Source organism: Nocardia bovistercoris (genome assembly GCF_015674855.1).
GTDB lineage: Bacteria > Actinomycetota > Actinomycetes > Mycobacteriales > Mycobacteriaceae > Nocardia > Nocardia bovistercoris.
On the sequence record NZ_JADMLG010000013.1, the window covers coordinates 127,327 to 152,454 of the forward strand.

The 25,128-nt window shown below is 69.5% G+C and carries 25 protein-coding genes; 6 read left to right on the forward strand and 19 right to left on the reverse strand.

Translation table 11 applies throughout. The features are described 5' to 3' along the window. Positions 1-230: 230 nt before the first annotated feature. The 15 genes from IT779_RS27605 to IT779_RS27675 form a co-directional block, all read right to left on the reverse strand. Entirely contained in the window at positions 231-1,070 is an 840-nt protein-coding gene (locus IT779_RS27605) for an SDR family NAD(P)-dependent oxidoreductase (protein ID WP_196152355.1), read from the reverse strand. Between the two features lie 136 nt (positions 1,071-1,206). Continuing rightward, positions 1,207-2,517, reverse strand: a complete 1,311-nt coding sequence (locus IT779_RS27610) for an FAD-binding oxidoreductase (RefSeq protein WP_232542172.1) — start codon at positions 2,515-2,517, stop codon at positions 1,207-1,209. Between the two features lie 321 nt (positions 2,518-2,838). Continuing rightward, entirely contained in the window at positions 2,839-4,236 is a 1,398-nt protein-coding gene (locus IT779_RS27615; RefSeq protein ID WP_196152442.1) for an ABC1 kinase family protein, read from the reverse strand. A 90-nt stretch (positions 4,237-4,326) separates the two neighbouring features. Then, positions 4,327-5,202, reverse strand: a complete 876-nt coding sequence (locus IT779_RS27620) for a hypothetical protein (protein ID WP_196152357.1) — start codon at positions 5,200-5,202, stop codon at positions 4,327-4,329. A 122-nt stretch (positions 5,203-5,324) separates the two neighbouring features. After that, positions 5,325-6,095: a sporulation protein gene (locus tag IT779_RS27625; protein ID WP_196152358.1), complete on the reverse strand. Its 771-nt coding sequence runs from the start codon at positions 6,093-6,095 to the stop codon at positions 5,325-5,327. Positions 6,096-6,243: 148 nt separating this feature from the next. Beyond that, on the reverse strand, positions 6,244-6,969 hold the full coding sequence (locus tag IT779_RS27630; RefSeq protein ID WP_196152359.1) for a lysophospholipid acyltransferase family protein: 726 nt from the start codon (positions 6,967-6,969) through the stop codon (positions 6,244-6,246). 170 nt (positions 6,970-7,139) lie between these two features. Further along, entirely contained in the window at positions 7,140-8,138 is a 999-nt protein-coding gene (locus tag IT779_RS27635; RefSeq protein ID WP_196152360.1) for an ROK family glucokinase, read from the reverse strand. Beyond that, complete coding sequence (locus tag IT779_RS27640) at positions 8,135-8,587, reverse strand: hypothetical protein (RefSeq protein WP_232542154.1); 453 nt, start codon at positions 8,585-8,587, stop codon at positions 8,135-8,137. The genes IT779_RS27635 and IT779_RS27640 overlap by 4 nt, the downstream gene beginning before the upstream one ends. Further along, positions 8,584-9,840 (reverse strand): ArsA family ATPase, encoded by a 1,257-nt coding sequence (locus IT779_RS27645; protein ID WP_332839006.1) that lies wholly within the window; start codon positions 9,838-9,840, stop codon positions 8,584-8,586. Before IT779_RS27645 ends, IT779_RS27640 begins: the two co-directional genes overlap by 4 nt. Continuing rightward, positions 9,837-10,274, reverse strand: coding sequence for an SRPBCC family protein (locus tag IT779_RS27650; protein WP_196152361.1), 438 nt, complete (start codon positions 10,272-10,274; stop codon positions 9,837-9,839). Before IT779_RS27650 ends, IT779_RS27645 begins: the two co-directional genes overlap by 4 nt. A gap of 78 nt (positions 10,275-10,352) precedes the next feature. After that, the gene (locus tag IT779_RS27655; RefSeq protein ID WP_196152362.1) at positions 10,353-10,736 is read right to left on the reverse strand and encodes a polyketide cyclase / dehydrase and lipid transport; all 384 of its coding nucleotides are present in this window, start codon (positions 10,734-10,736) and stop codon (positions 10,353-10,355) included. A gap of 88 nt (positions 10,737-10,824) precedes the next feature. Then, positions 10,825-11,952, reverse strand: coding sequence for a glycosyltransferase family 4 protein (locus IT779_RS27660; protein ID WP_196152363.1), 1,128 nt, complete (start codon positions 11,950-11,952; stop codon positions 10,825-10,827). A gap of 28 nt (positions 11,953-11,980) precedes the next feature. After that, positions 11,981-12,964, reverse strand: a complete 984-nt coding sequence (locus IT779_RS27665) for a basic secretory family protein (RefSeq protein WP_232542156.1) — start codon at positions 12,962-12,964, stop codon at positions 11,981-11,983. Positions 12,965-12,970: 6 nt separating this feature from the next. Beyond that, positions 12,971-13,996 carry an NlpC/P60 family protein gene (locus tag IT779_RS27670; protein WP_332838991.1) on the reverse strand — a complete coding sequence of 342 codons (1,026 nt, stop codon included), beginning with the start codon at positions 13,994-13,996 and terminating at the stop codon, positions 12,971-12,973. Positions 13,997-14,229: 233 nt separating this feature from the next. Beyond that, on the reverse strand, positions 14,230-14,799 hold the full coding sequence (locus IT779_RS27675; RefSeq protein WP_196152364.1) for a C40 family peptidase: 570 nt from the start codon (positions 14,797-14,799) through the stop codon (positions 14,230-14,232). Positions 14,800-15,419: 620 nt separating this feature from the next. Between IT779_RS27675 and IT779_RS27680 the strand changes: the two genes are divergently transcribed. After that, positions 15,420-17,270: a DEDD exonuclease domain-containing protein gene (locus IT779_RS27680; protein ID WP_196152365.1), complete on the forward strand. Its 1,851-nt coding sequence runs from the start codon at positions 15,420-15,422 to the stop codon at positions 17,268-17,270. Positions 17,271-17,275: 5 nt separating this feature from the next. After that, the gene (locus IT779_RS27685) at positions 17,276-17,551 is read left to right on the forward strand and encodes an Lrp/AsnC family transcriptional regulator (RefSeq protein ID WP_196152366.1); all 276 of its coding nucleotides are present in this window, start codon (positions 17,276-17,278) and stop codon (positions 17,549-17,551) included. A 6-nt stretch (positions 17,552-17,557) separates the two neighbouring features. Here the strand turns inward: IT779_RS27685 and IT779_RS27690 are convergent, their stop codons facing one another. The 3 genes from IT779_RS27690 to IT779_RS27700 all read right to left on the reverse strand — a co-directional run bounded on the left by IT779_RS27690 (position 17,558) and on the right by IT779_RS27700 (position 19,651). Continuing rightward, positions 17,558-17,851: a hypothetical protein gene (locus IT779_RS27690; RefSeq protein ID WP_196152367.1), complete on the reverse strand. Its 294-nt coding sequence runs from the start codon at positions 17,849-17,851 to the stop codon at positions 17,558-17,560. 245 nt (positions 17,852-18,096) lie between these two features. Further along, entirely contained in the window at positions 18,097-19,158 is a 1,062-nt protein-coding gene (gene trpD / locus IT779_RS27695) for an anthranilate phosphoribosyltransferase (RefSeq protein ID WP_196152447.1), read from the reverse strand. A gap of 82 nt (positions 19,159-19,240) precedes the next feature. Then, positions 19,241-19,651 carry a ribonuclease E inhibitor RraB gene (locus IT779_RS27700; RefSeq protein WP_196152368.1) on the reverse strand — a complete coding sequence of 137 codons (411 nt, stop codon included), beginning with the start codon at positions 19,649-19,651 and terminating at the stop codon, positions 19,241-19,243. 186 nt (positions 19,652-19,837) lie between these two features. Here IT779_RS27700 and ctaE point away from each other — a divergent pair, with 186 nt between their 5' ends. The 4 genes from ctaE to qcrB all read left to right on the forward strand — a co-directional run bounded on the left by ctaE (position 19,838) and on the right by qcrB (position 24,382). Continuing rightward, the gene (ctaE, locus tag IT779_RS27705; RefSeq protein WP_196152369.1) at positions 19,838-20,449 is read left to right on the forward strand and encodes an aa3-type cytochrome oxidase subunit III; all 612 of its coding nucleotides are present in this window, start codon (positions 19,838-19,840) and stop codon (positions 20,447-20,449) included. A 55-nt stretch (positions 20,450-20,504) separates the two neighbouring features. Continuing rightward, complete coding sequence (qcrC, locus tag IT779_RS27710; RefSeq protein ID WP_196152370.1) at positions 20,505-21,386, forward strand: cytochrome bc1 complex diheme cytochrome c subunit; 882 nt, start codon at positions 20,505-20,507, stop codon at positions 21,384-21,386. 174 nt (positions 21,387-21,560) lie between these two features. Then, positions 21,561-22,769 (forward strand): cytochrome bc1 complex Rieske iron-sulfur subunit, encoded by a 1,209-nt coding sequence (gene qcrA, locus IT779_RS27715; protein ID WP_196152448.1) that lies wholly within the window; start codon positions 21,561-21,563, stop codon positions 22,767-22,769. After that, positions 22,766-24,382, forward strand: a complete 1,617-nt coding sequence (gene qcrB, locus IT779_RS27720) for a cytochrome bc1 complex cytochrome b subunit (RefSeq protein WP_196152371.1) — start codon at positions 22,766-22,768, stop codon at positions 24,380-24,382. Before qcrA ends, qcrB begins: the two co-directional genes overlap by 4 nt. Before the next feature lie 115 nt (positions 24,383-24,497). On the opposite strand, the gene IT779_RS27725 is transcribed toward qcrB, so the two are convergent. Further along, entirely contained in the window at positions 24,498-24,986 is a 489-nt protein-coding gene (locus IT779_RS27725; protein ID WP_196152449.1) for a polyadenylate-specific 3'-exoribonuclease AS, read from the reverse strand. Positions 24,987-25,128: the final 142 nt, after the last annotated feature.

The following is a 25,128-nucleotide window of genomic DNA, read 5'->3' on the forward strand; positions in this document are numbered from 1 at the left end:
GTCCTTGGGTATTTTATGTGTCGCCTTGTCGCTTTTCTTCGGTGGGGGGGCCCGCGCCACGGCCGCGAACCTTCGAGTGAACCGTGGCGTGCTGCCTGTGTCTCGAACGCTGGGACTTGTGAGACGGGTCGCGAATCTTCGAGTGAACCGTGGCGTGCTGCCTTATCGGATGAAACCGGTGGGGCGGTGCGCTTTTCGGGTTCTTGGCCCATAGGTGGCGGGGGTGCTGCTTATCGTTCGGTTCGGCTGCGCGGGGGGCGAGTGAGTGTGGGTGTGCTGTGGTCGCCGCGGATGGCCGATTCGATGGCGAGGGCCGTGGTTGTCGCGTATGGAAGATCGGTGCCCTTCGGGGAGATCGGGCAGTGCACGGCGTGCACCTGGATGCCGTGCGGCGCCGCCTCGAACTCGGCGCATCGGCTGAAGATCGCCCACGCGGCCGTCGAACCCGCGCTCGTCGCCGGTCCGCCGGGGAACTCCGCGTCCGCCGCGCTGTCGCGTGACCTCGAGACCGCCGCACCGGCCAACGCCGCAGGGGCGTCGTGTGGGATGCCTTCTGCGAGACGCGGACCCACATTGACCACGTGGCCCGATCTCGAATGCCGCAGCGCGGGAAGCAGTCCGAGGGTGAGGCGGAGGGGGCCGAAGTAATTGGCGGCCATGGTGTGCTGGTATGCGCGGAATCGATCGGAGCAGGCGTGTGCGCCGCCGGGGGACACAGCGCGGGCATTGTTGACGAGCACGTCTATCGCGCCGAATTCCCCGCGTATCCATTCCACCAGCTGGTCGATATCGCCGAGGGCCGACAGGTCGCAGCGGCGGGAGCGGGCGAGACCGCCGGAGGAGGTGATCTGTTCGCGCAGAGCGGTCAGGCGGTCGGTGTCGCGGTCGACGAGGACCAAGCGCGTGCCGAGAACCGCCAGCCGGGAGGCCGTGGCGCGGCCGGTATCCGAGCAGGCGTCGGTGAGCACGACGCACCTGCCCGCGAGGATGTCGGCCGGACAGGCGCCTGCCCGTTCGCGGCGGCGCAGGCGGTCGGTGAGACGGCCGGGGGCGGGACGGAATTCGAGCATCGCCGATCAGCAACCTTCGCAGTCGATGAAACGCTGAGCACGTCCCTCGACACCGAAGGCCCGCGTCGAACGGCGCTCGCCGAGCGGTGGCCCCGGAAGGAGCTACCGCTCAGCGACTACTACGATGCGGCACAGTCTAATCGGCGGACTCGTAGCGCAGGGCGTGTTCGGAGGCGCAGATGTCGTCGATGCTCGCGACGATGCCGCGCAACAGTTCCGACGGCAGCGCGGTCGGGCGCAACCGGCACGTGAAGGTGATCAGACCGTAGTCCTCGACCGGCAGGTTCCGCGCCTCGGCCTCGGCGCGCAGGTAGGTGGAGCGCACGCCGTAGGTCATCGCGGAGATCACGGTGAAGCAGCCGGTGCGTTCGCGGTGTCCGGAGAACAGGTCGTGCAGGCGGTAGAACACCGACGCGTAGCTCGACAGCGGCGCGAAGATGCCGACGCGGTAGGCGGGGCCGCGTTCGGAGGAGCTGATCACGGTGTCGGCGAGGTATTCCGCGTCGCGCAGCGTCAGCACCTTGGGGGCGAACATGAGTGCGCCCGCCGCCGCGTTGCGCACCGGCATGCCCGCGCGCCCGCCCGCGGCGGAGGCGATGGCGCCGAGGGATTTCCTGGTCCTCGTGCCGACTTCGCGCCTGGCCCGCAGCGACCGCGTCGGCGCGGTGGGGTAGAGGCTCGACCACTGGCCGAACCGGACGGTGCCGAGTTGCACGTGCCCGGTGCCGACCGGGCGGGAGACCTTCAGCGGTGCGGTGTCGACCCAGCGGCCGACCTGCAGCGCCGCGTTACCCGGATGCGCGATCTCGGCGTGCGCGTGTTCGACGAAGGAATCGAAGTCGAGGAACCGGTCGGCGTCGGTGGTGAGCCAGGTGTGGTCCTTGTCGATATCGATCGCGTCGAGGGTGAGGGCGGTGATGATGCCCGCCCGCCCGCCCGCGCCGAGGATGCGGTGGAACCGGTCGGTGTGGTGTCTGCGACCGCAGGTGCCGATGCGCCCGTCCGGGTCGACGTATTCGAGGTCGACGATCTGGTCGGTGAACAGGCCGAAGCGGTGTGATGCGCTGCTGACGCCGCCGACCGAGGCGAAGCCGCCCGCGGTGATGTCGCGGTGGTCGCCGACGATGGGCAGGCCGAGGCCGTGCGCGGCGAGGCGCCGGTCGATGTCGGAGAGTTTGGCGCCTGCCTGCACGCGGACGGTGCGACGGCCGAGGTTGATGTCGAGGACCGCGTTCATGCGCCGCAGCGAGACCACGGCGCGTTGATCGGGCAGCGCGAGCCCGTCATCGAGTAGTTCGCCGCCACGCACCGTCAACCGCTCCGCACGTCCTCGTGAATCCCGCACCGTGCGAACGACATCCGCGGTGTCACGAGGTAGAAATTCTTCGGAGGAGACAGTGTGCGGCGTGCTCATGGCACGAAACTTTGCCACAGCCGGAGCCGCCATGCGTACCCGAAGAAGGGGGGACTTGCGCCACTCCTCGTGCACCCCATCTGACCTGCTGGGATGCCGGTCCTCGAGGTGACCGTGGCCGGTTTCCGCGACCGGCGCGCCGGAGGGTGCGACCGTCGGGGTGTCGCGCCGGGAATCCACATCGCGAGCCTTCGTCGGCCGCCGCCGATCGAACCGCTCCGGGGACATGTCGAGCGCCGGATCGGTGATCGCGAGGCCACTCCGGCACGATGCGAACGCACAGTGCCGGGCGGGCCGACTTCGACATGTCGACAGGTTCGCTCGATGCCGGTCGGTCTCGGCGGCCCCCGCTGTTCATGCTCGGTGGATCCGCACGTCCTCGAGTATCTCGACCACATCGGGGAACCAGCGCGCGAACTCCTTGGGCAGTGGCAGGGTGGTGCGCAGTTGGCCGAGGAGTCCGAGTCCGGCGACGCAGGTGCGGGCGACCGTGGTGTGCGGTGATGGCATCGTCATCTGCCGCACCACGTTGGTCACGCGCAGTTCGGTGAGGGTCGCCAGGTGGGTGCGCAGCCAGTTCGGTTCGAGGTCGATGGTCGGTGCGATCACCGCGTCGCGCACGGGGGCGAGTTGGGCGGCCGCGGTGTCGATATCGATGGTGCGGCCGGGGGTGATGTAGCCGTTGCGGCGGATGGCGGCTTCGAGCGCGACCGGATCGCAGGAGAACAGGGCGGGCGCGATATCGCTGATCATGTCGAGGAAACCGGGCGGCCACGGCGCGCAGGCGCCGAAATCGACCACGCCGAGCCGCCCGTCGGGCATGACCAGGAAATTGCCGGGATGCGGATCGCCGTAGAGGAGTCCGGCGCGGGTGGGGCCGGAGAACAGGAAACGCAGGATGAGCAGCCCGACCCGGTCGCGTTCGAAGGGCGCGCCGCGGTTGATGATGCGCGAGAGCGAAACGCCTTCCAGCCATTCGGTGACCAGCACGTCCGGATATTGCGCGACCACGTCGGGGACGGCGAAATCGGGATCGTCGGCGTAGGCGGCGGCGAACGCGCGCTGGTGGCGCGCCTCGAGTTCGTAGTCGAGTTCCTCGCAGATGTAGGCGCACAGCGCGTCGATGACCGAGCGGGCGTCGGCGCCGGGCAGCAGCGCCCCGAACAGCGGACTCAGCCTGCGCAGGGTTTGCAGATCGTCGTGAATGGCTTGCCGCGCACCGGGATACATGATCTTGACCGCGACCGCACGGCCGTCGTGCCACACCGCGCGGTGCACCTGGCCCACCGACGCGGCGGCCGGGCGGCGGTCCTCGAATTCGCGGAACAACGAGCGCCAGTCCGGCCCGAGTTGTTCGGCGAGCACCTGGTGCACGCCCGCGGGCAGCATCGCGGGCGCCGAATCCTGCAGCTTGCCCAACGCTTCCCGGTACGGGCCCGCCACATCCTCCGGCAGCACGAATTCGTAGATGGCCAGCACCTGGCCGAGTTTGGCGATGCAGCCTTTGAGTTCGCCGAGCACCGCGAACATGTGTTGCGCCGTCCTGGCGCGGATCTCGCGGTTCACCTCTTCGGCGGAGCGGCCGAGCGCGCGTTTGCCGACACCGGCCACCCTGCGGCCCGCGAACGCCACCGGGACCGCGGCCAATTTGGCGCCGCGCACCATCTTGCCGGTGGGCGGCGCGCCGTTGGACGCGCCGCGAGTCCGCCCGGTCAGCTGGAAGATTCGACCACCGGTGTCGCGGCGGACCATGCTCACCTCACCTCGCGCGCCGACCGCTGCGCCCTTTCGGCAACGGTTCGGCGTCGTGCAAAGCCCAAGGCTATCAATGGTTGCGGGTGGTCAAGATCGCAGTCGGTCCAGCGCCGCGACGAACTCCTCGGTGGGGTGGATGCGCAGTTGTTCGGCGGCGTAGTCGATGACGGCGGCGCGCTCGATGCGGCCGTCGCGCCACCAGTACACGTCCTGGCTCACCGGCCACGGCCGCCGCGTGTACTCGAGCGCGGCGAGCTGGGCGAGCAGGGTGGTGGCGCGCACGGCCTTGGTGTCGGTGACCGGGTAGGCGTAGATGTGGCGCTGGGACGGTACGACGAAGACCGCGCCCGCCGGGCCCGCCACCGGATAGTCCTCGCCGAGCCAGCGCGCGTGCGCGGTGATGTAGTCCGAGAGTCCGCACAGCATGGCGATGTCGACGCGTTCGGCGTTCGGCTGCTCGAATCCGTGGGTCACGAGGTCGAGCGGTCCGTCGCCGCGGGTGTTGGCCTCGGCGAGCGCGAACAGTTCCGCTTCCCCGACCGGCCAGTCCCGCGCCATCGTCGCGGTGACCGGCGCCATGGTGTGCACGCGGTCGATGAGCACCCGCTGCACCAGACCGGGCGCGATCTCGCGGCGCACCACGTCGGCGCCCGCCGCGTCGGCGGAGTAGAGCCGGGTGCGGAGCAGTCCGCGCATCATGGCGAAATCGTCGGTATCGAGCGGGTCGTCGGCGACGTCGAGTTCGATGAGGCCGGTCCCGATGTAGTCGGCGACGAGGGCGGGCCACCGCTCACGCGGTTCGTCGGCGGCCATCCGTCGCAGGTTCGCGAGTCCGACCCGCAGGTTGCCGCTCGGACCGGACAGCACGACGTCGTCACGAGCGGCCACCCGACAGCTGTATCCGAGTTGGTGTGCGGCCGCGACGGTCAGCGACACGATCGGATCGGGTGTTGTCTCGGACACGTCGGCCCCTCGCTGGTTGCCGCGGAACGACGAAATCCGCGCGGATCGGATCGGGGAGGGCGTACCCGGTGATTGTGCACCGGCGGCGCGGGTCACGGTCGGGTTACGACGAATCGCGCGGGTCAGTGGCGCGATGTCATACCGACCACCCGGTGATGTAACTCGCCCGCCCAATCCCGGTGACCGAGCGTCGCGTAGTCGACCCACAGCGAGTCGAACACGTCGCTGCCCTCGGCGAACCAGGTGCCGCGCTTGTCCGCCTCCAGCACCACGTTCATCCCGTGTTCGGTGGCGATGAAGGTGACCTCGAGCTGGTTCAGCTGCGGATAGTTCGGCGACCCGGAGAACTCGATCTCCTGGTAGAACGGCAGCTGCTGCGGGCTGTCGCGGATATGGCCCGCCTCCACGTCGGCGCTGCGCAGGTGGAACCCCAAGCGCTCCAGCGCCTCGAGCACGATGTGCTGGGCGGGCAGCGCGCCGACGCCGATCGGGTCGGTGTCCGCGGCGTCCACCGCGCCCTGGATCTCCACGACGGTGCGCACCGAGACCACCGTGCCCGGCAGATGCCTGCCGTTGTAGAAGGTGATCGGCGTCTCCAGTGGCGCGCGCGCACCGAAGCGGAACTCGGCGGGCGCGCCCGCGGGCAGGTGCAGCGGGCCGTACACGTGGGTCCAGCCGAAACCCATGTCCCGCACACCCTCGTGGTCCTCGTACTCCTGTTCCACACGGGTCACGAATTCCACCGCGATACGTGAGATGTCCTGTCCGACATTGCCGCCGCGCAGCCGGATCACACCTTCGACGACGCCGCCCGGCTGGACACCCGGGGTGAACAGCTCGGTCTCGACCTCGGCGCCGCCGACACCCGCGGCGGCCAACAATTTCTTGAACATACCGGGAAGTCTCGCGGCCGCACCATAAGAGCGTCTTGTCGTCGGCTTGTGTTGTGAGACGGATCATGTGTGCCCTGCGACGCCGAAGGCCCCGCCTAGTGGCGGGGCCTTCGATGGCCGGGGTGTTCAGCGCAGGTGGCCGGGTGGTTCAGCTCGCGGCGGTGTCGGGGATGCGGGTGGCCTCGGGCGCCTTGCCCGACGGCACGCCCTTCTTGAGGCTGTGCGCGTAGACGTCCACGTACTCTTGGCCGCTGAGGCGCATGAGTTCGTACATGACCTCGTCGGTGACCGCGCGCTCCACGAATCGATTGCCGCCCATGCCCTCGTAGCGGGAGAAATCGATCGGGGTGCCGAACTTCACGGTGACCTTGCGGCGGCGCCAGCGGAACGGACCGGGAGGCGAGACCTCGTCGGTGCCGATGACGGCGACCGGAATGACCGGAACACCGGTTTCGAGGGCAAGACGCGCCAAGCCGGTCTTGCCCTTGTAGAGGCGACCGTCGGGGGAGCGGGTGCCCTCCGGGTACAGACCGACCAGTCGACCCTGATCCAGCAAACGGCGGGCGGCGTTCAGCGCGTCCTCCGCGGCGTCGGCGCCGGTGCGGTCGATGGGGTATTGGCCGGTGGTGGAGAAGAACCACTTCTGGAAGCGGCCCTTCAAGCCGGGTGTCGTGAAGTACTCGGCCTTGGCCAGATAGTTGATACGCCGCGGGCTGAGCAGCGGGGCGAACAGCCAGTCGGCGATGGACAGATGATTACCCGCCATGATGGCGGCGCCGTCGGAGGGCACATTCTCCACGCCCTCGACCGTCGGTCGGTTGTAGAGGCGCATCAAAGGTCCGAGCAGCACGAATTTCAGCAGCCAGTAGAACATGACGTCCTTCCCCCGGACCGGGATAGAAACGGGCAACCTGCGATGTCGCCGACTTTACCGCTGGTAAAGGATCACATCCAACCGCAGCGCGGTATCTCACCACATTACGGCGAGCCGTGTGATCCAATCGACGCCGGCGCCAACGGTTGTCGAATATGCGTTCGATCCGGTCAGTGCGTGCGCGCCACGTCGCCGGAATCCGCGAGCACGGCGCGCGCGAGTTCGGCGGCGCCGATCATCCCTGCCGCTTCACCCAACTGGGTGGTGCGGATGCGCGCCAGCGGTCGATGCCCCGCGCCGGTGACCGCGCGCGCGTACTCTTCGCGCGCCTCGTCGAGGAACAGCGGCGCCGAACTGCTCACCCCGCCCGCGATCACCACCAGATCCGGATCGAAGATATCGCTGACGAAAGCCAGTCCGAGACCGAGCCAGCGCGCGAAATCGGCCATCGCCCGCATCGCGATCGGATCGCCGTCCTGCGCGGCTCCGGCGACCCGGCGACCCGTCAGCGAACCCGGATCGCGGGACACCTCCCGGGCCAGCACCGTGGACGGCGCCGGATCGGTGGCGAGCAATTCGATCGCGGTATCGGCGAGCGCCGTACCGCTGCAATAGCGTTCCCAACAGCCGCGTTTGCCGCACGGACAGGCGCGGCCCTGCGGCACCACCTGGAGGTGGCCGAGTTCGGGTGCGACGCCGTGACTTCCGCGATACAGCCTGCCGTCGATGAGCAGCGCCGCGCCGATGCCGGTGCCGATCGCGACCAGCACCACATTGTGTCCGCCCGCCGCGGCGCCGAAACGGTACTCCGCCCACGCCGCCGCGTTGGCATCGTGTTCGAGGATGACCGGCAGGTCGAGGCGGCGGGTGAGGCGCTCCGCCACCGGGGTGTCCTGCCAGGGCAGATGCGGGGCGAAACGCACGGTCGAGCGGTCGGCGTTGATGAAACCGGCCACCGCGAGCCCGACCGCGCCGATCGGGTGGCGCGGAAGCAGTTCGCGCACGGCGCGTTCCAGCGCGTCCTCGAGCGCGCGAGCCGAATGCGGGGTCGGCGCCTGCACGGTGTCGAGCACCTCGCCCTCGGCATCCACCACGGAGGCGCGGATATTGGTGCCGCCGACGTCGATACCGACGGTCAGCGGACGGGCGGTCGCCATCCGGTCCGTCATCGGTTGATCGTCACCGGAATACTGACGTAGGCCGGGCGCGTCCGGGGCTCCTCGCGCCCCGCCGCGCCGTCCCGCGCCCTCGGCCTGCGCGCGCCGTGCGCCGAACGGCGTTGTGACAGTACGTCTTCGGGGTCGGGCATGACCGGTTCGACCGGCGTGCCCGCCAGCGCCTCGCGCAACACCGTGACGATCGCGGTGCCGTGTTCGGCGAGGGTGGCCATCACCTCGTGATGTTCGCCGCGCACCAGCGCCGCGGCGGCGCAGACCGGACACCAACTGCAACTGGACCATTCGGTGGCGCCGTCGGCGGCATGGCGCAGCACCGGCTCGACGCGCTCGAGCACGGCCTCGGCCAGCGCCTTCAGTTCCTCGGCGAATTCGGCCAAACCGTCCACCGAGACTCCGCTGTCCTCGGCGCCCCCGTCGCGCTGTTCCCGCGTCCCCGTCATCGGGGCCACAGCCGCGGGTCGGGGCGGAAACGCACGACCAGGCGGTCACCGTCGAGTTCGGCGCCCTCGACCGTGCACCGTTGCAATACCGGCGCGAGGCGCACCCGGCGCCGCACTCCGTCCGCTCCCACGATCAAATCGTCCTCCACTCGTCCCAGTCGCAGCGTCGCCGGATCGGCGACGGGCAGGGGCATGCGCATCGTGTACACCGAATGCAGCCCGGCGCCCGATTCCCATCGGACCACCGGTTCACCGGAACTCGCGCGCGCCTCCGCCGGGTTGTCGACCAGCATAGGACGCGCCCGCACCGCGTAGGACAGGGCCGACAGGGAGTCGAGGCCCACCGGCTCGCGACCGGTGTGCGCGGTGATCACCACCGGCACCTCGCCCGCCGCGTCCCGCAGTCGCGCGATCACCTCGAGCTGTTCGGCGCGGCGGCCGAGATACCAATGCACGGCGGGATGTTCGGCCGGACCCGAGGGCGGCGGCACCGGCGCGAGCGCCTTGTTGACGACGATCTCGTCCACCCGAAGGCCGAGCAGCGCGGCCCCGGAACGGACCCGCTCGGCTTCGGCGATCGCGACCCGCTCGGCGACCGTGACCAGACGCGCTCCCGTCCTGCCGTGGTCGGCGAGCAGGTCGCGCACCGCGGTCACCGTCGCCACGATCCGGTCCACCGTGGCCGCGAGCACCGCGCGCCGCAGGTCGACACCCGCCGCGCTCATCGCCCGCGCGTGCGGCGGCCACACCCGTTCCACGTAGCCGAGCAACGTGTCCGGCGCGGTGAGGATGCGCATCATGTCGGCGGTGGGCGGGCAGTCGAGCACGAGGACGTCCCATTCGTCCTCCTCGACCAGTTGCGCGACCTCGACCAGCATCAACAGTTCCTGCACGCCCGGCAGGCCGGTCAATTCGGCCGGATCCAGCGCGGCGAGATCGATGCCGTGATCGTGGCCGCCGCCGGTGTCGAGGACCCGAACCACCTCGCGGAACCGATCCTCCAGCAGCGCAAGCGAATCCAGCTCGATCACGTCGAGTCCCGGTGCCACGCCGGTGATTCCGGGCACCGTACCCGCGTCGTGGGCGAAACGGAAGCCGAGCGCGTCGCCGAGGGAATGGGCCTGGTCGAGCGAGGCGATGAGTACCCGCTCCCCGGCGCGGACATAGGCCATCGCCGTCGCGCAGGCCAGCGTCGTCTTGCCGACTCCGCCCTTGCCGACGAACAGTTCCAGACGGGTCCGCGCCCCGGTCAGCCTTCGACCCGTTTCTTCAGCTCCTTGAGCGCGGTGTCGGTGATGACCTTCTCGGCCTTGCGTTTGAACATCCCGATCATCGGGATGTTCAGGTCGACGGTCAGTTCGTAGACGACCTCGGTGGTGCCGTCGGGCTGGTCGAGCAGCTCGTAGCTGCCGTCCTGCGCCTTCTGTAGTTCACCGCTGAGCAGTTTCCAACTGACCGACTTGTCGTCGGGGCGCCAGGTGTAGGACAGCACGTAGGTGTCCTTGACGACGCCCGCGTCGAGCACGAAACGGGCGGTGCGCGCGCGCCCGTCGGCGCCGGACTCGAGCACCTCGACCGACTTCGCCGCCGCGACCCACTCCGGATAGGACTCCAGATCGGCGATGACGGCCATCACCCGCCGCGAGGGTGCCTCGATCAGGATCGACCTCTGAGTGCGGTCGGCCATGGGGTCAACGGTTCCTTTCCAGCGACGATGCTCGGCCCATCGACGATATGCGGTGGGCGGTGCGATGGATGCGGCGGATCAGGCGGCCGGGGTCACGCCCGCGGGGCGCCCGGCCTCCAAACGCGACTTGACCTCGAACGACATCACCCTGCCCGCCACCCGGCGCGCCCGATTCGCGGCGAGCAGGTCGCGCGGCGACATCCGCTGCGCGCCCTTCGGCTCGGCGTGCAGGAAGTAGTGCAGGATCACCCCGTCCAGCGACGGTTCGAGCCACACCTCCATGGTCCCGGTCAAGCCGCCGGATACCGACCAGCGAAACCCCTTGTCGCCGCGATCCTCCCTGACCTCCAGGGTGAGATCCGGCCACCACTCGCGCCACCGGTTCGGACCGCCGAGGATTTCGGCCACCGCGGCGCCGTCGGCGGCGACGAACGTCTGGTCCGCGACCTGAATGCTGCTCACCTCGCTGAGACTAGTAGATGGCCGCACGTCCGCGTCCGCGGCTGCCGCCGCATCCTTCAGCTGCCGCCGCATCCTCGGCACCGCACGGTCAGCGCAGCAGATGGCGCAGACGGGCGCCGAGGGTGTCCCAACGCCACTGCTGTTCCACCCAGGCGCGACCCGCCTCGCCCATCCGCGCCGCCGCGTCGCGATCGGCGAGCACGTCGACGACGGCCCCGGCGATGTCGGCGATGTCGCGGCCGTCGACCACCCGGCCCGTCTTCCCCTCGATCACCGTCTCGGGCGCGCCGCCGGAGCGGCCCGCCACCACCGGAACCCCGGTCGCCGATGCCTCCAGGTACACGATGCCGAGCCCCTCCACGTCGAGGCCCGCGCCGCGGGTACGCGATGGCATCGCGAACACGTCGGCGATCGTGTGATGGGCCGCCAACTCCGCCGAGGGCACCCGGCCGGTGAACACCACGTCCCGCGCGACCCCCGCCGAGTCCGCCAGACTCCGCAGCTTCTGCTCGTAGGGGCCGCCGCCCGCGATCACCAGCACCGCGCCGTCGATCCGGGTGCGAATATCGCGCATCGCGGCGATCAACGCGTCCTGACCCTTGCGCGGCACCAGCCGCGACAGGCACAGGATCGTCGGGCGCTCACCGAGTCCGTAGCGGGCGCGCAGTTCCGCGCGGGCGGCCGGATCGGGACGGAACACCTCCGAATCCACGCCGGGCGGCAGGTACTCCAACGCCGAATTCGGGCCGAAAGCCGAGGCGAAACGGCCGCGCGTGTATTTGCTGACGTAGGTAACCACGTCGGTGTGCTCGCCGATCGACCGCAGCGCCTGACGGGCCGCGGGCAGCATCGACCAACCCACCTCGTGACCGTGCGTGCTGGCGAGCACTCGCTCGGCCCCGGCCGCGCGCAGCCGCGCGGAAAGCAGGGCCAACGGCGCCGCCGCGCCGAACCACACTGTGTCGCAGTTCTCCTCGCGCAGCAGGCGCGCGGCCCGGCGCAGCACCATCGGCGTCGGGAGCATCAGCGTGGTCGGGTGGCGCACCACCTGGAACTTCTGTCGGGCGTCGAACTTCGAATGACTGTCGCCGCGCCAGCGGGGCGCGTACACCACGAGATCATCCGGCGGCAACTGGCCCGCGAGGGCCTGCAGATAGGACTGGATACCGCCCGGCCGCGGCGGGAAATCATTGGTAACCAGCAAGGTTCGAGCCATGGCAACCAACCTATCCGGTGCGTCCGTTTCACCGGATGCGGGTCGACAGCCAACCCCGCCAGCCGGTGACGAATTCCGCACGGCCGACGCCGAGCGTCGCGCGCAGCACCCGGTCCTCGCCCGCGGTGTCCAACGGCGCGGCCGCCAGCGCGCGGTACAGATCGACCAGCCTCGGCTCGCCGTAGGCGTCGGCGACATACGCGCAGACCGTCCACGCCGACTCGTACGCCTCGGCGGCGCGCGGGCCGACCAGGTCGGCGGCCGCGGGCAGGTCGGCGGGGAGCAGTTCGGCCGCCAGGTGACCGGCGACGGTGGGTGCGATCTCGGCGAAGGCCCGGCCGCCGCCGCGGTGTGCGGCGTATTCGGCGAAACCCTCCAGCATCCAGGCGGGCGCGCCGTCGGCGGTGTCGGTGCGGGTGGCGACGTGGGTGAGTTCGTGCCGCAGCAGGGTGCGCAGCGCGTCGGGGGACAGGCGACGGCCCGCCTCGGGACTGAACACCACGCGCGAACCGCTCGGCTCGGCGCCCGGCGGGAACGGATCGGTGACCGTCACCGCGGCGACCTCGCCCGGCAGTATCGAACTCGAGCGCACCAGCGCGGCGAATTCGGACGGGTTGCTCGCGACCACCACCAGGGCCGAACCCGGCCGCGCGCGCCCGAGCAGGTCGGTGATCGCCGCGGTGGCGGGCGCGAGTTCGGCGCCGAGCACCGCCATCTCCGCGCGCTGCCCGTCGTGCCCGACCACGATGGCTTCGCGGTCGGCGCCCGTGGGGAAGCGTTCGGCGACCACTGCGCCGAAAGGTTCCATGGTCCGGCGCACCGGGGCGAGCCGCGGATCGTCGCCCGCGGGCGCCACCGCGGGCTGGGCGGCCGTGATCCTCGGGACCGCGACCTTCGGCACCAGCAGCAGCGCGCCGCCCGCGCCGGTGAGCCCGACCAGCAGCGCCAGCGTCACGGCGAACCTGGCGCGTCCGCGCTCGGCGCACCAGGCGCGAAACCCATGCATCCGCATGGGACGTCAGTATCGCCGAGCGGAGTGGAACGGTGTCGTATTGATGGGGGCGACGGCGACCGGAACGCCGAAGGTGGACGCGTGCACCATGAGTCCGTTGCCCGCGTAGATGCCGACGTGGGAGATGTCGGAGTAGAAGAAGATCACGTCACCGGGCTGCATCTGGTCCTTGGGCACCGGCGTGCCGTACCGCGCCTGCTGCGAACTCGTGCGCGGCACATCCTCGCCGACCTGTTTGAAGGCCCACTGCACCAGGCCGGAGCAGTCGAACTGGCGCGGACCGGTGGCGCCCCAGACGTACGGGTCGCCGATGCGGGTGAGCGCGGCGGCCAGCGCGCTGGTGCCGCTGCCCGGCACCAGACCCTCCAGCAGGCTGTCTCGGTCGAAGCCGGGCGGGAACGCGGCGCCCGCCAGCGCGGACTTGTCGCCCGCCGACAGCGCGCCCCATGCCTCGACCACCTGGGTGACGGCGCCGCCGAGGGCGCCGCGCTTGCTCTCCAGGTCGGCGCGCACCTGTTCGGCCTTGTCGGCGGCGCCGCGCGCGGTGTCGGCGGCGGCGCGCGCGGCGGTCTCCGCGGCCTGGGCGGCGTCGTTGGCCTTCTTGAAGTGCTTGAGCTGTTCGGTGGTCTTGGATTCCACCACGTCCAGCGTCGACATCTGGTCGAGCAGTTGCTGCGGTGAATCGCTGACCAGCACCGCGAACATCCGGTTGGTGCGCGCGCCCTGGTAGGCGGCGATGGCGGTGCGGTCGATGACCGGCTGGAAGCGGCGGACCTCGTCGCGGGCCGCGTTCAACGCGTCGGTGCGCGCGGCGAGTACGGCGTCGGCCTCGTGTTGCACCGACAGTTTCGCGTCCAGATCGGACTGGGCCTCCAGCGCCTGCTGATTGAGCTGCTCGGATTCGCGCGACAGTTCGATCATGCGTCGCACGGCCTCGCTCGCCGTGCTCGGCATCGCCACCGGATCGGCCAGCGCGGGCGTGCCGCCGTTCGGGACGACGATCAGGACACCGGCCGCTAGCGCCGCTCCCACCAGACGTCGCGTCGATTGTCTTCGGTCTGCTGCCACGGCCTGCGCTGTCCCGTTCTACTCGAGCGACGGTGTGTCGGGCCAGGCCCGAACGGGGAGTCGGCGACGTTCGGGAACCCCGTAACCCGGAAGGTCTCGGTTAGGTTACGGAACGGCGTGTGCCGTGTCCAGCAGAGCCCGCGGCGACCCGGGACGGACTGTCCCGGCGCCGGGTCGATGCACCCGGCGCCGATGGGTCAGAAGTGCCGCGCGCCCGCGAAGGGCATGGACGAGATCGGCGCGATGCGCACCGGGGTGCCCGAGGTGGAGGCGTGCACCACATTGCCGTCGCCCGCGTACAGGCCGGAGTGGCCGCCGTCGTAGAACGACACCAGGTCGCCGGGCTGCAACGAGTCCAGCGAAACCGGCGCGCCCGAGGAGAGTTGCGCGCCGCTGGTGCGCGGTAAGTTCATGCCCGCTTCGCGGTAGGCCCACTGGACCAGGCCGGAGCAGTCGAAGGCGTCGGGCCCCGAGGCGCCGTAGACGTAGGGTGCGCCGATCTTGCTCAGCGCGGCGTCGAGGGCGACCTCGCCGATGCTCTTCTTGGGCGCGACGAACGGCAGCGGCGCGCCGGGCACCTCGAGGCCGGGGATGCCCGGCGGGATCGCGATCTCGTTGGGGACCTCGAAGGTTCCGACGCCGGGGATGGTGACCGGCTGGGCCGAGGCGGTGGCGGCGGGGAGGAGGATCGCGCCGATGGAGGCAGCGCCGACGGTGCAGGCGGCGACGGCACGCCGCGCCTGTCGCTTGACGGTGTTGGACGCCATGATGCGTACTTCCAATCTGCCCCACGACGCCGCACCCGGTGGCGCGGCTGACGTTGGCTCGCCACGATTCGCGGCGGGACTCCGTGAGGTCTCGAAAAGGTTACGAACACATCACGGTGGTTTGTAAAGTCGCACTACCGCGAAATGCCGGAAACCCGCGTCGGCGGCGAAACCGGGCTGGGACATTTCTCACAGGAATCACGAAAAGATAACGAATGGGAATACGCGCGGGGCGCGCCGGGCTGCGGCGGCCGTGTCGTCGGGAGCGTCGTGATGACTCACATCCGTGGGATTCGGCGGGTTTCGCCAGCTCGCGCGCTGGAATCCGGTGGTACTACCGTCCCGGAATCGATCGATGGCGTGCGGGTGTCGATACGGGCGGCTCGGGACCGCCATCGTGATCGAGGTTGCCCGCGCCGGATCCCGGCTGGTGATGCATATTTGATATTAATGTGAAGTGGGCCACTTTTTGGTGTAGCGGATCGGCAGACGGGCATCGAAACGAAATCCTCGCGTGGCAGTCCCGGCGAATCGCGTGCGATTCCGCGCGCCCGGAAACGTGTCGCGGCGGGCCGTCCGACCCCGCGATCCTGTCGTACCCCCGCTCTACGCTGCACGCCGTGCCCGACCCCGCAGCGCGCCAGGCGCACGCAAGGCAACTGGCCTTCGACGAACTCGATACGCCGCTCTACGACGTGACCTTCGTCGTGGTCGACCTCGAGACCACCGGCACCAGCCCCGAAGGCGACGGGATCACCGAGATCGGCGCGGTCAAGGTGCGCGGCGGCGAGGTGCTCGGGGAATTCGCCACCCTCGTCGATCCCGGCGTGCCGATTCCGCCCGCGGTCGTGCGGGTCACCGGGATCACCACGGCCATGGTCACCGCAGCACCGCGCATCGATGCGGTGCTGCCCGGCTTCCTCGAGTTCGCGGCGGGCGCGGTGCTCGTCGCGCACAACGCTCGATTCGACACCGCGTTCCTGCGCGCGGCCGCCGCCCGCCTCGACACCGCGTGGCCACCTTTTCCCGTGCTGTGCACGGTCAAGCTGGCCCGCCGGGTGCTCACCCGCGACGAGGCGCCATCGGTGCGGCTCGGCGTGCTGGCGCGGGTACTCGGCGCGGGCACCGAACCGACACACCGCGCCCTCGCCGACGCCAAGGCCACCGTCGACGTATTGCACGCGCTGATCGCGCGGGTCGGCAACCAGGGCGTGCACAGCCTCACCGAACTGCTCGACTACCTGCCTGGAGTGACCTCGGAGCAGCGCGCCAAACGCGTCTTCGCCACCGACCTGCCCGCCGCGCCCGGCGTCTACGTGTTCCGCGGCCCCGCCGACGAGGTCCTCTACATCGGCACCGCGGTGAATCTGCGCCGCCGCGTGCGCAATTACTTCACCGGCTCCGAGACCAGGGGCCGGATCAAGGAGATGGTGTCGCTGGCGACCCGCGTCGACCACGTGGTCTGCGCGCACGGACTCGAGGCGGGCGTGCGGGAGCTGCGGCTGCTCGTCGCGCACGCACCGCCATACAACCGCCGCTCGAAATTCCCGAAACGCGTCTGGTGGCTCACCCTCACCGACGAACCCTTCCCGCGTTTCGCGGTGGTCCGCACACCCGTCTCGGATGCGCTCGGCCCGTTCAACTCCCGCCAGGACGCCGCCGACATCGGCGCCACCATCGCCGAATTCGCCGGTGTGCGCACCTGCACAGCCCGGCTGCCACGACGCGCGACGCACGACTGCGCACCCGCCGCCGTCGGCGGCTGCCCCGCCGCGACCGAAACGCCGCGCGACGCCACCGCCTACGCCACCGCACCCGCCGCCGTGCGCGCCCTGTTCACCGGCCGCGACGACGACATCCTGCGCCGGATGGCCGATCACCTCGACCACCGCGCCCGCGCCGAGCATTTCGAGGCCGCCGCCCGGCTGCGCGATCGCACCGTCGCGGTGATCCGCGCCCTGCACCGTGTCCAGCGACTCGCCGCACTGGCCGAGATCCCCGAACTGATCACCGCCGCTCCCGACGGCGCGGGCGGTTGGGAGTTCGCGGTGATCCGCTTCGGCCGCTTGGCCGCCGCGGGCGTCGCCGCCAGAGGGACACCGCCCATGCCCGTGGTGGAACAACTGGTCGCGGCCGCCGAAACCGTCCTGCCCGAGGGCGATCCGCCGACACCATCGGATGACGTGGTGCTCCTCGACGCGCCCGCGACCGCCCCGCCGTTGCGTGGCGCACCACCCGAGGAGACCGGTTTGCTGGTCCGCTGGCTGGCTCGCCCCGGCGTGCGCATCGTGCGGACCTCGCGGGGATATCGGGAACCGCTGTTCGCGGCGGCCCGCAGGCTGGAGTGGGTGGCGGCGGCCGAAGCGGCGGCGCGGGCGCGGAACGAGGGGGCGGACTACCTCGACGCGTCGGCCGGTCCGGCCCGTGCCTCGCGAGGTTCGGCGCCGATCCCGGCCCGCCGCCTACGCTGACAGCCATGATTAACGCGATCGTGCTGATCCAGGCCGACAACGGCCGTATTCCGGAGACCGCCCAGGCGTTGGCCGACACCGACGGCGTCGCCGAGGTCTACTCGTGCGCGGGCGACGTCGACCTGATCGCCGTCGTGCGGGTGCGCGACTTCGAGCGGATCGCCGAGGTGGTGACGGGACGCATCGACAAGACTCCCGGCGTGCTGCGCACCGTGACCCACATCGCGTTCAAGTCGTATTCGAGCGCGGAGGTCGAGGCGGGATTCTCGCTGGGGGAGTGAGGCCGGTCAGGAGATCAGCAGCGAGGAGCCGGTGATCGTGAGGCTCTGCGTCGGCGTCAGGACCGCGAGCACCTCGCCTCGGCAGCCCGGCCAGCTGTAGACCGTCACCACGACGTCGGTGTGGTTCTCCACCGCGAGGCCCGCGGGATGGCCGCCCACTTCCATGCAGCCGCCGGGATCCCGGTGGACGGACCCGTTGACCACGACACTGCCGAGTGCGGCGGATGCCGCGGGGGCGGCGCCGATCCACGTCGCCGCCCATAACGCCACTGTCAGCGCACCGAATGCCGCGCGCACCATGTCCGTTGCTCCTCGCGAATCGTGACGGACCGAGCGCCCTGTGAGGTTTGCTGATCCGTGGCCGGGGTGTCGCGACTGTAGCCGCGTCGTCCGGCGGTAACGAGGATTGTGCACGGTGTGGCGGCCATCCGCTCGGTCAGACCGGTCGGTTTGTTAGCCGATCTTTCGCTATTCGGGGCCTGCTACGAACATGCGTCATGTACCCGTTGGAAGCTCATCTCAATCCTCGAACCTCGAATCCAGGGTCAATCCTCGCCGAGCGTCGTGGTGAGCCGCGCCCAACTCGCCAGCAGCGCCGCGGCCTTGCCGCTGTCGATGGCGTCCGCCGCCCGCTCGATACCCGAGGCGATGCCCGCGTGCACGTCGTCGTCGAGATCGCGCTCACCGCGCGACAACTCGTAGGCCACCAGCGCCGCCCCCGAATTCACCAGCACCGCGTCACGTACCGGACCCGGCGTACCCGCGAGTACATCCCTGGCAACTTCGGCATTGGCCTCGGCGTCACCACCGCGCAGCGCGTCCAGATCGACCCGCGCGATGCCGAGCGCGGTCGGATCGATGACCGTCTCCCGCATCCGCCCGCCCGCGACCACCCACGCCGCGGTGGTGTCGGAGGTGGTGATCTCGTCGAGCCCGTCGTTGCCGCGCACCACGAGCGCGCCCGCCCCGCGCTCGGCGAACACCCCCGCGACGACCGGCAGCAGATCCGCGAAGGCACAGCCGATCAGACCCGCGCGCGGCCGCGCCGGATTGGTGAGCGGACCGAGCACGTTGAAGACGGTGGGAATGCCGATCTCCTTGCGCGCCGGCCCGGCGAACCGCAGCGCCGGATGGAACAGCGGCGCGAAACAGAATCCGATGCCGACCTCGCGCACCGAGCGGGCCACCGACTCCGGCCCGAGCGCGAGCGCGACCCCGAGCGCCTCGAGCACGTCCGCGCCGCCGCTCTTGGACGAGGCCGCCCGATTGCCGTGCTTGACCACGGGAACACCCGCCGCGGCCACCACGATCGATGACATCGTGGAAATGTTCACCGACCCCGAACGGTCGCCGCCGGTGCCGACGATATCGACCGCGTCGCCGTCGAGCGGGACCAGCCGCGCGTGCCCGAGCATGCCCGCCGCCATCCCCGACAATTCCTCGGGCGTCGGGCCTTTGATCTTCATGGCGACGCCGAAGGCCGCGATCTGGGCTGGAGTGGCATTGTCGGTGAAGATCTCGTCGATCACCCAGGTGGTGTCGTCGGCGGCCAGATCACCGCCGTCGGCGAGTGTTCCGAGTATCGCGGGCCAACTGCGCACGGACATCTTCATCGTCTCCCGTCACCACCGATTCGCGCACCAGTGTGTCGCGAAGCAGCCTAGTGGGCCAGGGAATATCGGCGCGGCGTCAGGCGGGCTGCATGGCGTCCCAGCCGTCGGCGAATCCGTCGTGGCGCTGGGCGAGTCCGGCCATGCGCGAGCGTTCCTGCGCGCAGTGCAGCGCGTCCAAGGTCTGCACCCGCCGCAGGATCAACGGAACGAGCCCGTCCTCGCCCGCCCGCGCGTCGGTCTCGGCGGGCTCGTATCCGTCCTGCGCGGCGATCGCGCCGACCTCGGCGAGCCGCGCGGCCGGAATCCGCAGATGGTGCCGCAACAGGACCGGGTGATCGGCGACGAACGCGTCCGCGCGGGCCAGTGCCGCCGAACACGCCTCGGCGTCGTCGAAACTCGACGCGACGACCACCAGATCGGTGCGGGCGGGGTCCAGCGGGGGCGGTCCGCCGCGTCCGAACACGCGCCGCCACAGTCGGGTCACCACATCGCCTCCGTCTCAGGTTCTCCTCATCCGAGGCTGTCATAGTGCTGGCGATCCGGTGCGAACAGGGCAAACGCCGGGCACGTGCGCGGCGGGTCGAGATCGGCGTAGTCGTGCGATTTCCGACACGGGGCGGCCAGTTTCGTACCCGGCTATTGCTGTCGTACTACGACGAGTCATACTTAGCCCGTGACGACCGCAGTAGGAACCCCTGGATCGGCCATAACTCAGCGTGTGCACTCGCTGAACCGGCCCAACATGGTCAGCGTCGGAACCATCATCTGGCTGTCGAGCGAGCTGATGTTCTTCGCCGGCCTCTTCGCCATGTATTTCGTCGCGCGCGCGCAGGCCAACGGCCACTGGCCGCCGGAGCCGACCGAACTGAACCTCGGTCTTGCCGTGCCGGTCACCGCGGTGCTGGTCGCCTCGTCGTTCACCTGCCAGATGGGCGTGTTCGCGGCCGAGCGCGGCGACGTGTTCGGGCTGCGCCGCTGGTACATCGTCACCCTGATCATGGGCGCGTTCTTCGTCGCCGGTCAGGGCTACGAGTACTACCACCTGGTGCACGAGGGCACGTCCATCTCCGGCAGCGCCTACGGTTCGGTGTTCTACATCACCACCGGCTTCCACGGTCTGCACGTCATCGGTGGTCTCATCGCGTTCGTGTTCCTGCTGATCCGCACCAAGCTCAGCAAGTTCACCCCCGCGCAGGCCACGGCCGCGATCGTCGTCTCCTACTACTGGCACTTCGTCGACATCGTCTGGATCGGCCTGTTCGCGACGATCTACTTCGTCCGCTGAATCGGTCCACGTCGCTCGAGCACAAGTCGGTTCCGTCTACTCCAAAGGGACACAGATGAGTTCATCTCCCCCGTCAGCGCCAGAACCCGCGGGCGCGGCAACAGGCCACGACGGCCAGGTCGGCCAGACCGATCGGATTCGCAAGCGGCGGCGCACCCGGCGCCGGATCGCGGGCGGTCTCGCGCTGCTGGTCGGTCTGTTCGGAGCAGGCTTCCTCGCCACCGCACTCACCCCCGAACCGCAGGTCGCCACCGCGCACGAGGACCAGTCCGCGCTGATCCGCGAGGGCAAGCAGCTCTACGAGACCTCGTGCATCACCTGCCACGGCGCGAACCTGCAAGGCGTGAACGACCGCGGCCCCAGCCTCATCGGCGTTGGTGAAGCCGCCGTCTACTTCCAGGTCTCCACCGGCCGCATGCCGCTGGCCGCCAACCAGGCCCAGGCCACCCGCAAGCCGGTGAAATTCGACGCGCAGCAGACCGACGCGCTCATGGCCTATGTCGCCGCCAACGGCGGAGGTCCCACCGTCGTGCGCGACGCCAACGGCGAGATCGCCCAGGAGTCGCTGCGCGGCGACGACATCGGCCGCGGTTCCGAACTGTTCCGCATGAACTGCGCCTCCTGCCACAACTTCACCGGCAAGGGCGGCGCGCTGTCCTCCGGCAAGTACGCCCCGCCGCTGAACGAGGCCTCCGAGCAGCAGCTGCTCACCGCCATGCTCACCGGCCCCGAGAACATGCCGAAGTTCTCCGACCGGCAGCTGACGCCGGACGAGAAGCGCGACATCATCGCCTACATCAAGAACGCCGAGGAAGAGGGCACGCCGGGCGGTTACGGCCTCGGCGGATTCGGACCCGCGACCGAGGGCTTGGCCATCTGGGTCATCGGTATCGTCGCGGTTGTCGGCGGCGCTATGTGGATCGGATCTCGGTCATGAGCGCGTCAGGCCCGGAGGCGGTAGCGCAGCGTGACCACGTAGGGGCCGCGCTCATGACCCAGAGGACACCGTCATGAGCGCGTCGGGCCCGGAGGCGGTAGCGCAGCGTGACCACGTAGGGGCCGCGCTCATGACCCGGAGGACACAGCCATGAGTGATGAGGAGCAGAAGGACATGGGTCGGCCGGACGATGGGCACGACGAGGTGAAGTTGTCGAAGCCGGACAGCGCGGAGGGCGAGACCAAGGTCGTCGCCCCGAAGACCGCCGCGACGCTCGATCCCACCGAGGAAGAGCTGGACGCGATGACGCGGGACGAGCTGGTCAGGCTCGGCACCCAGCGCGACGGCGTCGACGTCGCCTACCGCCGCGAACGGTTCCCGGTGCCAGGCACCCGCGCGGAGAAGCGGGCCGAACGCGAAGTCACCTTCTGGTTCGCGCTCTCGGGCCTGTTCGCCGCCGCCCTGGTCGGCGTCTACCTGTTCTGGCCATGGGAATTCAAGGGCGAGGGACAGGACAAGCACGGCTACTACCTGCTCTACACCCCGCTGGTCGGCGTCGCCTTCGGTGTGTCGGTGCTCGCGATCGGCATCGCCGTCGTGCTGATCCGCAAGAAGTTCATCCCCTCCGAGCTGTCCATCCAGGAACGGCACGACGGCCGCTCACCCGAGGTCGAGCGCCGCACCCTGGTGGCCCAGCTCGCCGACGCGGGCGAGACCTCCACCCTCGGTCGGCGCAAGATGATCACCCGCACCGCGGGCGCCGGTGTCGGCGTCCTCGGCGTCGGCGCGCTGCTCGTCTTCCTCGGCGGCATGATCAAGAACCCGTGGGCCAAGGGCGACAAGTCGCCGCTGTGGGTTTCCGGCTGGACTCCGGACTTCCCCGGCGAGACCATCTACATCCGCCGTGACACCGGTCGCATCGACGACATCGTGCTGGTGCGGCCGGAGGACATGGACGCCGGTTCCATGGAAACGGTGTTCCCGTGGAAGGAGAAATGGCGCGGTGACGAGCACGCGACCCTGCAGTCGCTGCGCGGTATCCGCAACGCCGTCATGTTGATCCGCCTGCGCACCGAGGACGCGCAGAAAGCGATCAAGCGCAAGGGCCAGGAGAGCTTCAACTTCGGCGACTACTTCGCCTATTCGAAGATCTGCACCCATCTCGGTTGCCCGACCTCGTTGTTCGAGCAGCAGACCAACAAGATCCTGTGCCCATGCCACCAGTCGCAGTTCCTTGCGACAGAATGGGGTAAGCCGGTCTTCGGTCCCGCTGCCCGCGCGCTGCCGCAGCTGCCGATCACCGTCAACACCGAGGGCTTCCTGGTCGCCAACGGCGACTTCATCGAGCCGCTCGGCCCGGCTTACTGGGAGCGTCGATCATGAGTCGTGTGGCAAACCAAGCCAACGAGATGGACGAGCGGTATCGCCCCGCGGCGTTCGTCAAACGTCAGATCAACAAGGTCTTTCCGACCCACTGGTCGTTCCTGCTGGGTGAGATCGCCCTCTACAGCTTCATCATCCTGTTGCTGTCGGGTGTGTACCTGACCCTGTACTTCGACCCGTCCATGGCGCACGTCACCTACGACGGCGCCTACCAGCCGCTGCGCGGCGTCGGCATGTCGAGGGCCTACGAGACCGCGCTGAACATCTCCTTCGAGGTGCGCGGCGGCCTGTTCGTTCGCCAGGTGCACCACTGGGCGGCGCTGCTGTTCGCGGCCTCGATCATCGTGCACCTGTTCCGCATCTTCTTCACCGGCGCGTTCCGCAAGCCGCGTGAGGCGAACTGGGTCATCGGCTGTCTGCTGCTGATCCTGGCCATGTTCGAGGGCTTCTTCGGGTACTCGCTGCCCGACGACCTGCTCTCCGGCACCGGCCTGCGCGCCGCGTTCTCGGGCATCACCATCTCGATCCCGATCATCGGTACCTGGATGCACTGGCTGATGTTCGGCGGCGACTTCCCCGGCGACATCATCATCCCGCGCCTCTACATCGCGCACGTGCTGCTGTTCCCCGGCATCATCCTCGCACTGATCGCCGCGCACCTCGCGCTGGTGTGGTACCAGAAGCACACCCAGTTCCCCGGACCGGGCCGCACCGAGAACAACGTGGTCGGCGCGCGCATCGTCCCGGTGTTCGCGGCGGATCAGGGTGCGTTCTTCGCCTTCACCCTCGGCATCGTCGGCATCATGGGCGGCGTGCTCCAGATCAACCCGATCTGGAACCTCGGCCCGTACAACCCGTCGCAGGTGTCGGCGGGTTCGCAGCCCGACTTCTACATGATGTGGACCGACGGCATGGCGCGCCTGATGCCGCCGTGGGAGCTCTACCTCGGCCGCTACACGATTCCCGCGGTGTTCTGGGTCGCGCTCATCATGGGCCTGGTGTTCACCGTGCTGATCGCCTACCCGTGGATCGAGAAGCGGCTGACCGGTGACGACGCGCCGCACAACCTGTTGCAGCGTCCGCGCGACGTGCCGGTGCGCACCGCGATCGGCGCGATGTCCATCGCGTTCTACGTGGTGCTCACCCTGTCGTGCGTCAACGACATCGTGGCGCTTAAGTTCGACATCTCGCTGAACGCGACCACCTGGATGGGCCGCATCGGCCTGCTCGTCGTGCCGCCGCTGGCCTACTTCCTGGCCTACCGGTTCTGCATCGGCCTGCAGCGCAGCGACCGCGCGGTCCTCGAACACGGCATCGAGACCGGCGTCATCAAGCGCCTCCCGCACGGCGAGTACATCGAGGTGCATCAGCCCCTCGGCCCGGTCGACGACCACGGCCACCCGCTCCCGCTGGAATACCAGGGCGCGCACGTCCCGAAGAAGATGAACAAGCTGGGTTCCGCGGGCAGCCCGGGCACCGGAAGTTTCGTGCGCGCGGACCCGAAGTCCGAGTCCGACGAACACTTCCGCATCGAGCACGAAGAAGAGCACAAGCAACTGAAGGTGCTCCAGCGCGTGCAGGAGGAAGCCCGCAACGGCCACTCCGGCCACTGATCCGCACCGAACATCCGAGGCCCCGAGTCGACCGACTCGGGGCCTCGCTCCGTTCCGACCCGAGTCGGTCGGCCGAACGCTCGGTCGCCGAAGTTCGGATTTCCGCCCGTGGGGTTCAGCGACGGCGGGCGGCTTCTATGGCTTCGAATTTGGCGAAGTTGTGGCGGGCGTCGGCGAGGGCGTCGTGGGCGTCCGGCGGAGGTGGGGGGAGGGTGGGGCGGCCGTTGGCTTCCCAGTGTTGGCGTAGTTCGTTGGTGTAGCGGGGCAGGGCGTTGGGGAGGTCGATCATCGAGCCCCAGAGTTGGCAGAGGGCGACGTGGTCGTAGGCGCTGATCCAGGCCCACATCTCCGGTTGCACGGTGGGGCGGGGGACGAGGAATTGGTAGAGGTCGTCGCGGATCTGCGCGCGGGTGCGCCAGCGGGGGGAGGTGGCGGGGGGCAGTTGCGGCAGGACGAATTTGCGTACCCACGGACCCGCCTTGGAGCGATCGAATTCGGTGGACACGGCGTAATATTCGCGTCCGTCCTCGCAGACGACACCGATCGAGACCAAGTCGATCACCACGCCGTCCTCGATGAATTCGCAATCGTAGAAATATCTCAGCGAGATCGACCTCTCTCGGTGCTCGGCGACGGTGACGGCGGGAAGCCGCGAACCAACCCTATGCGGAACGCGGCCCGAGGTCGCGCAAGGGCACCCAAGGGCGGGAATTCCGGACACCAAGGTGCCTTCGCACGACCCCTAC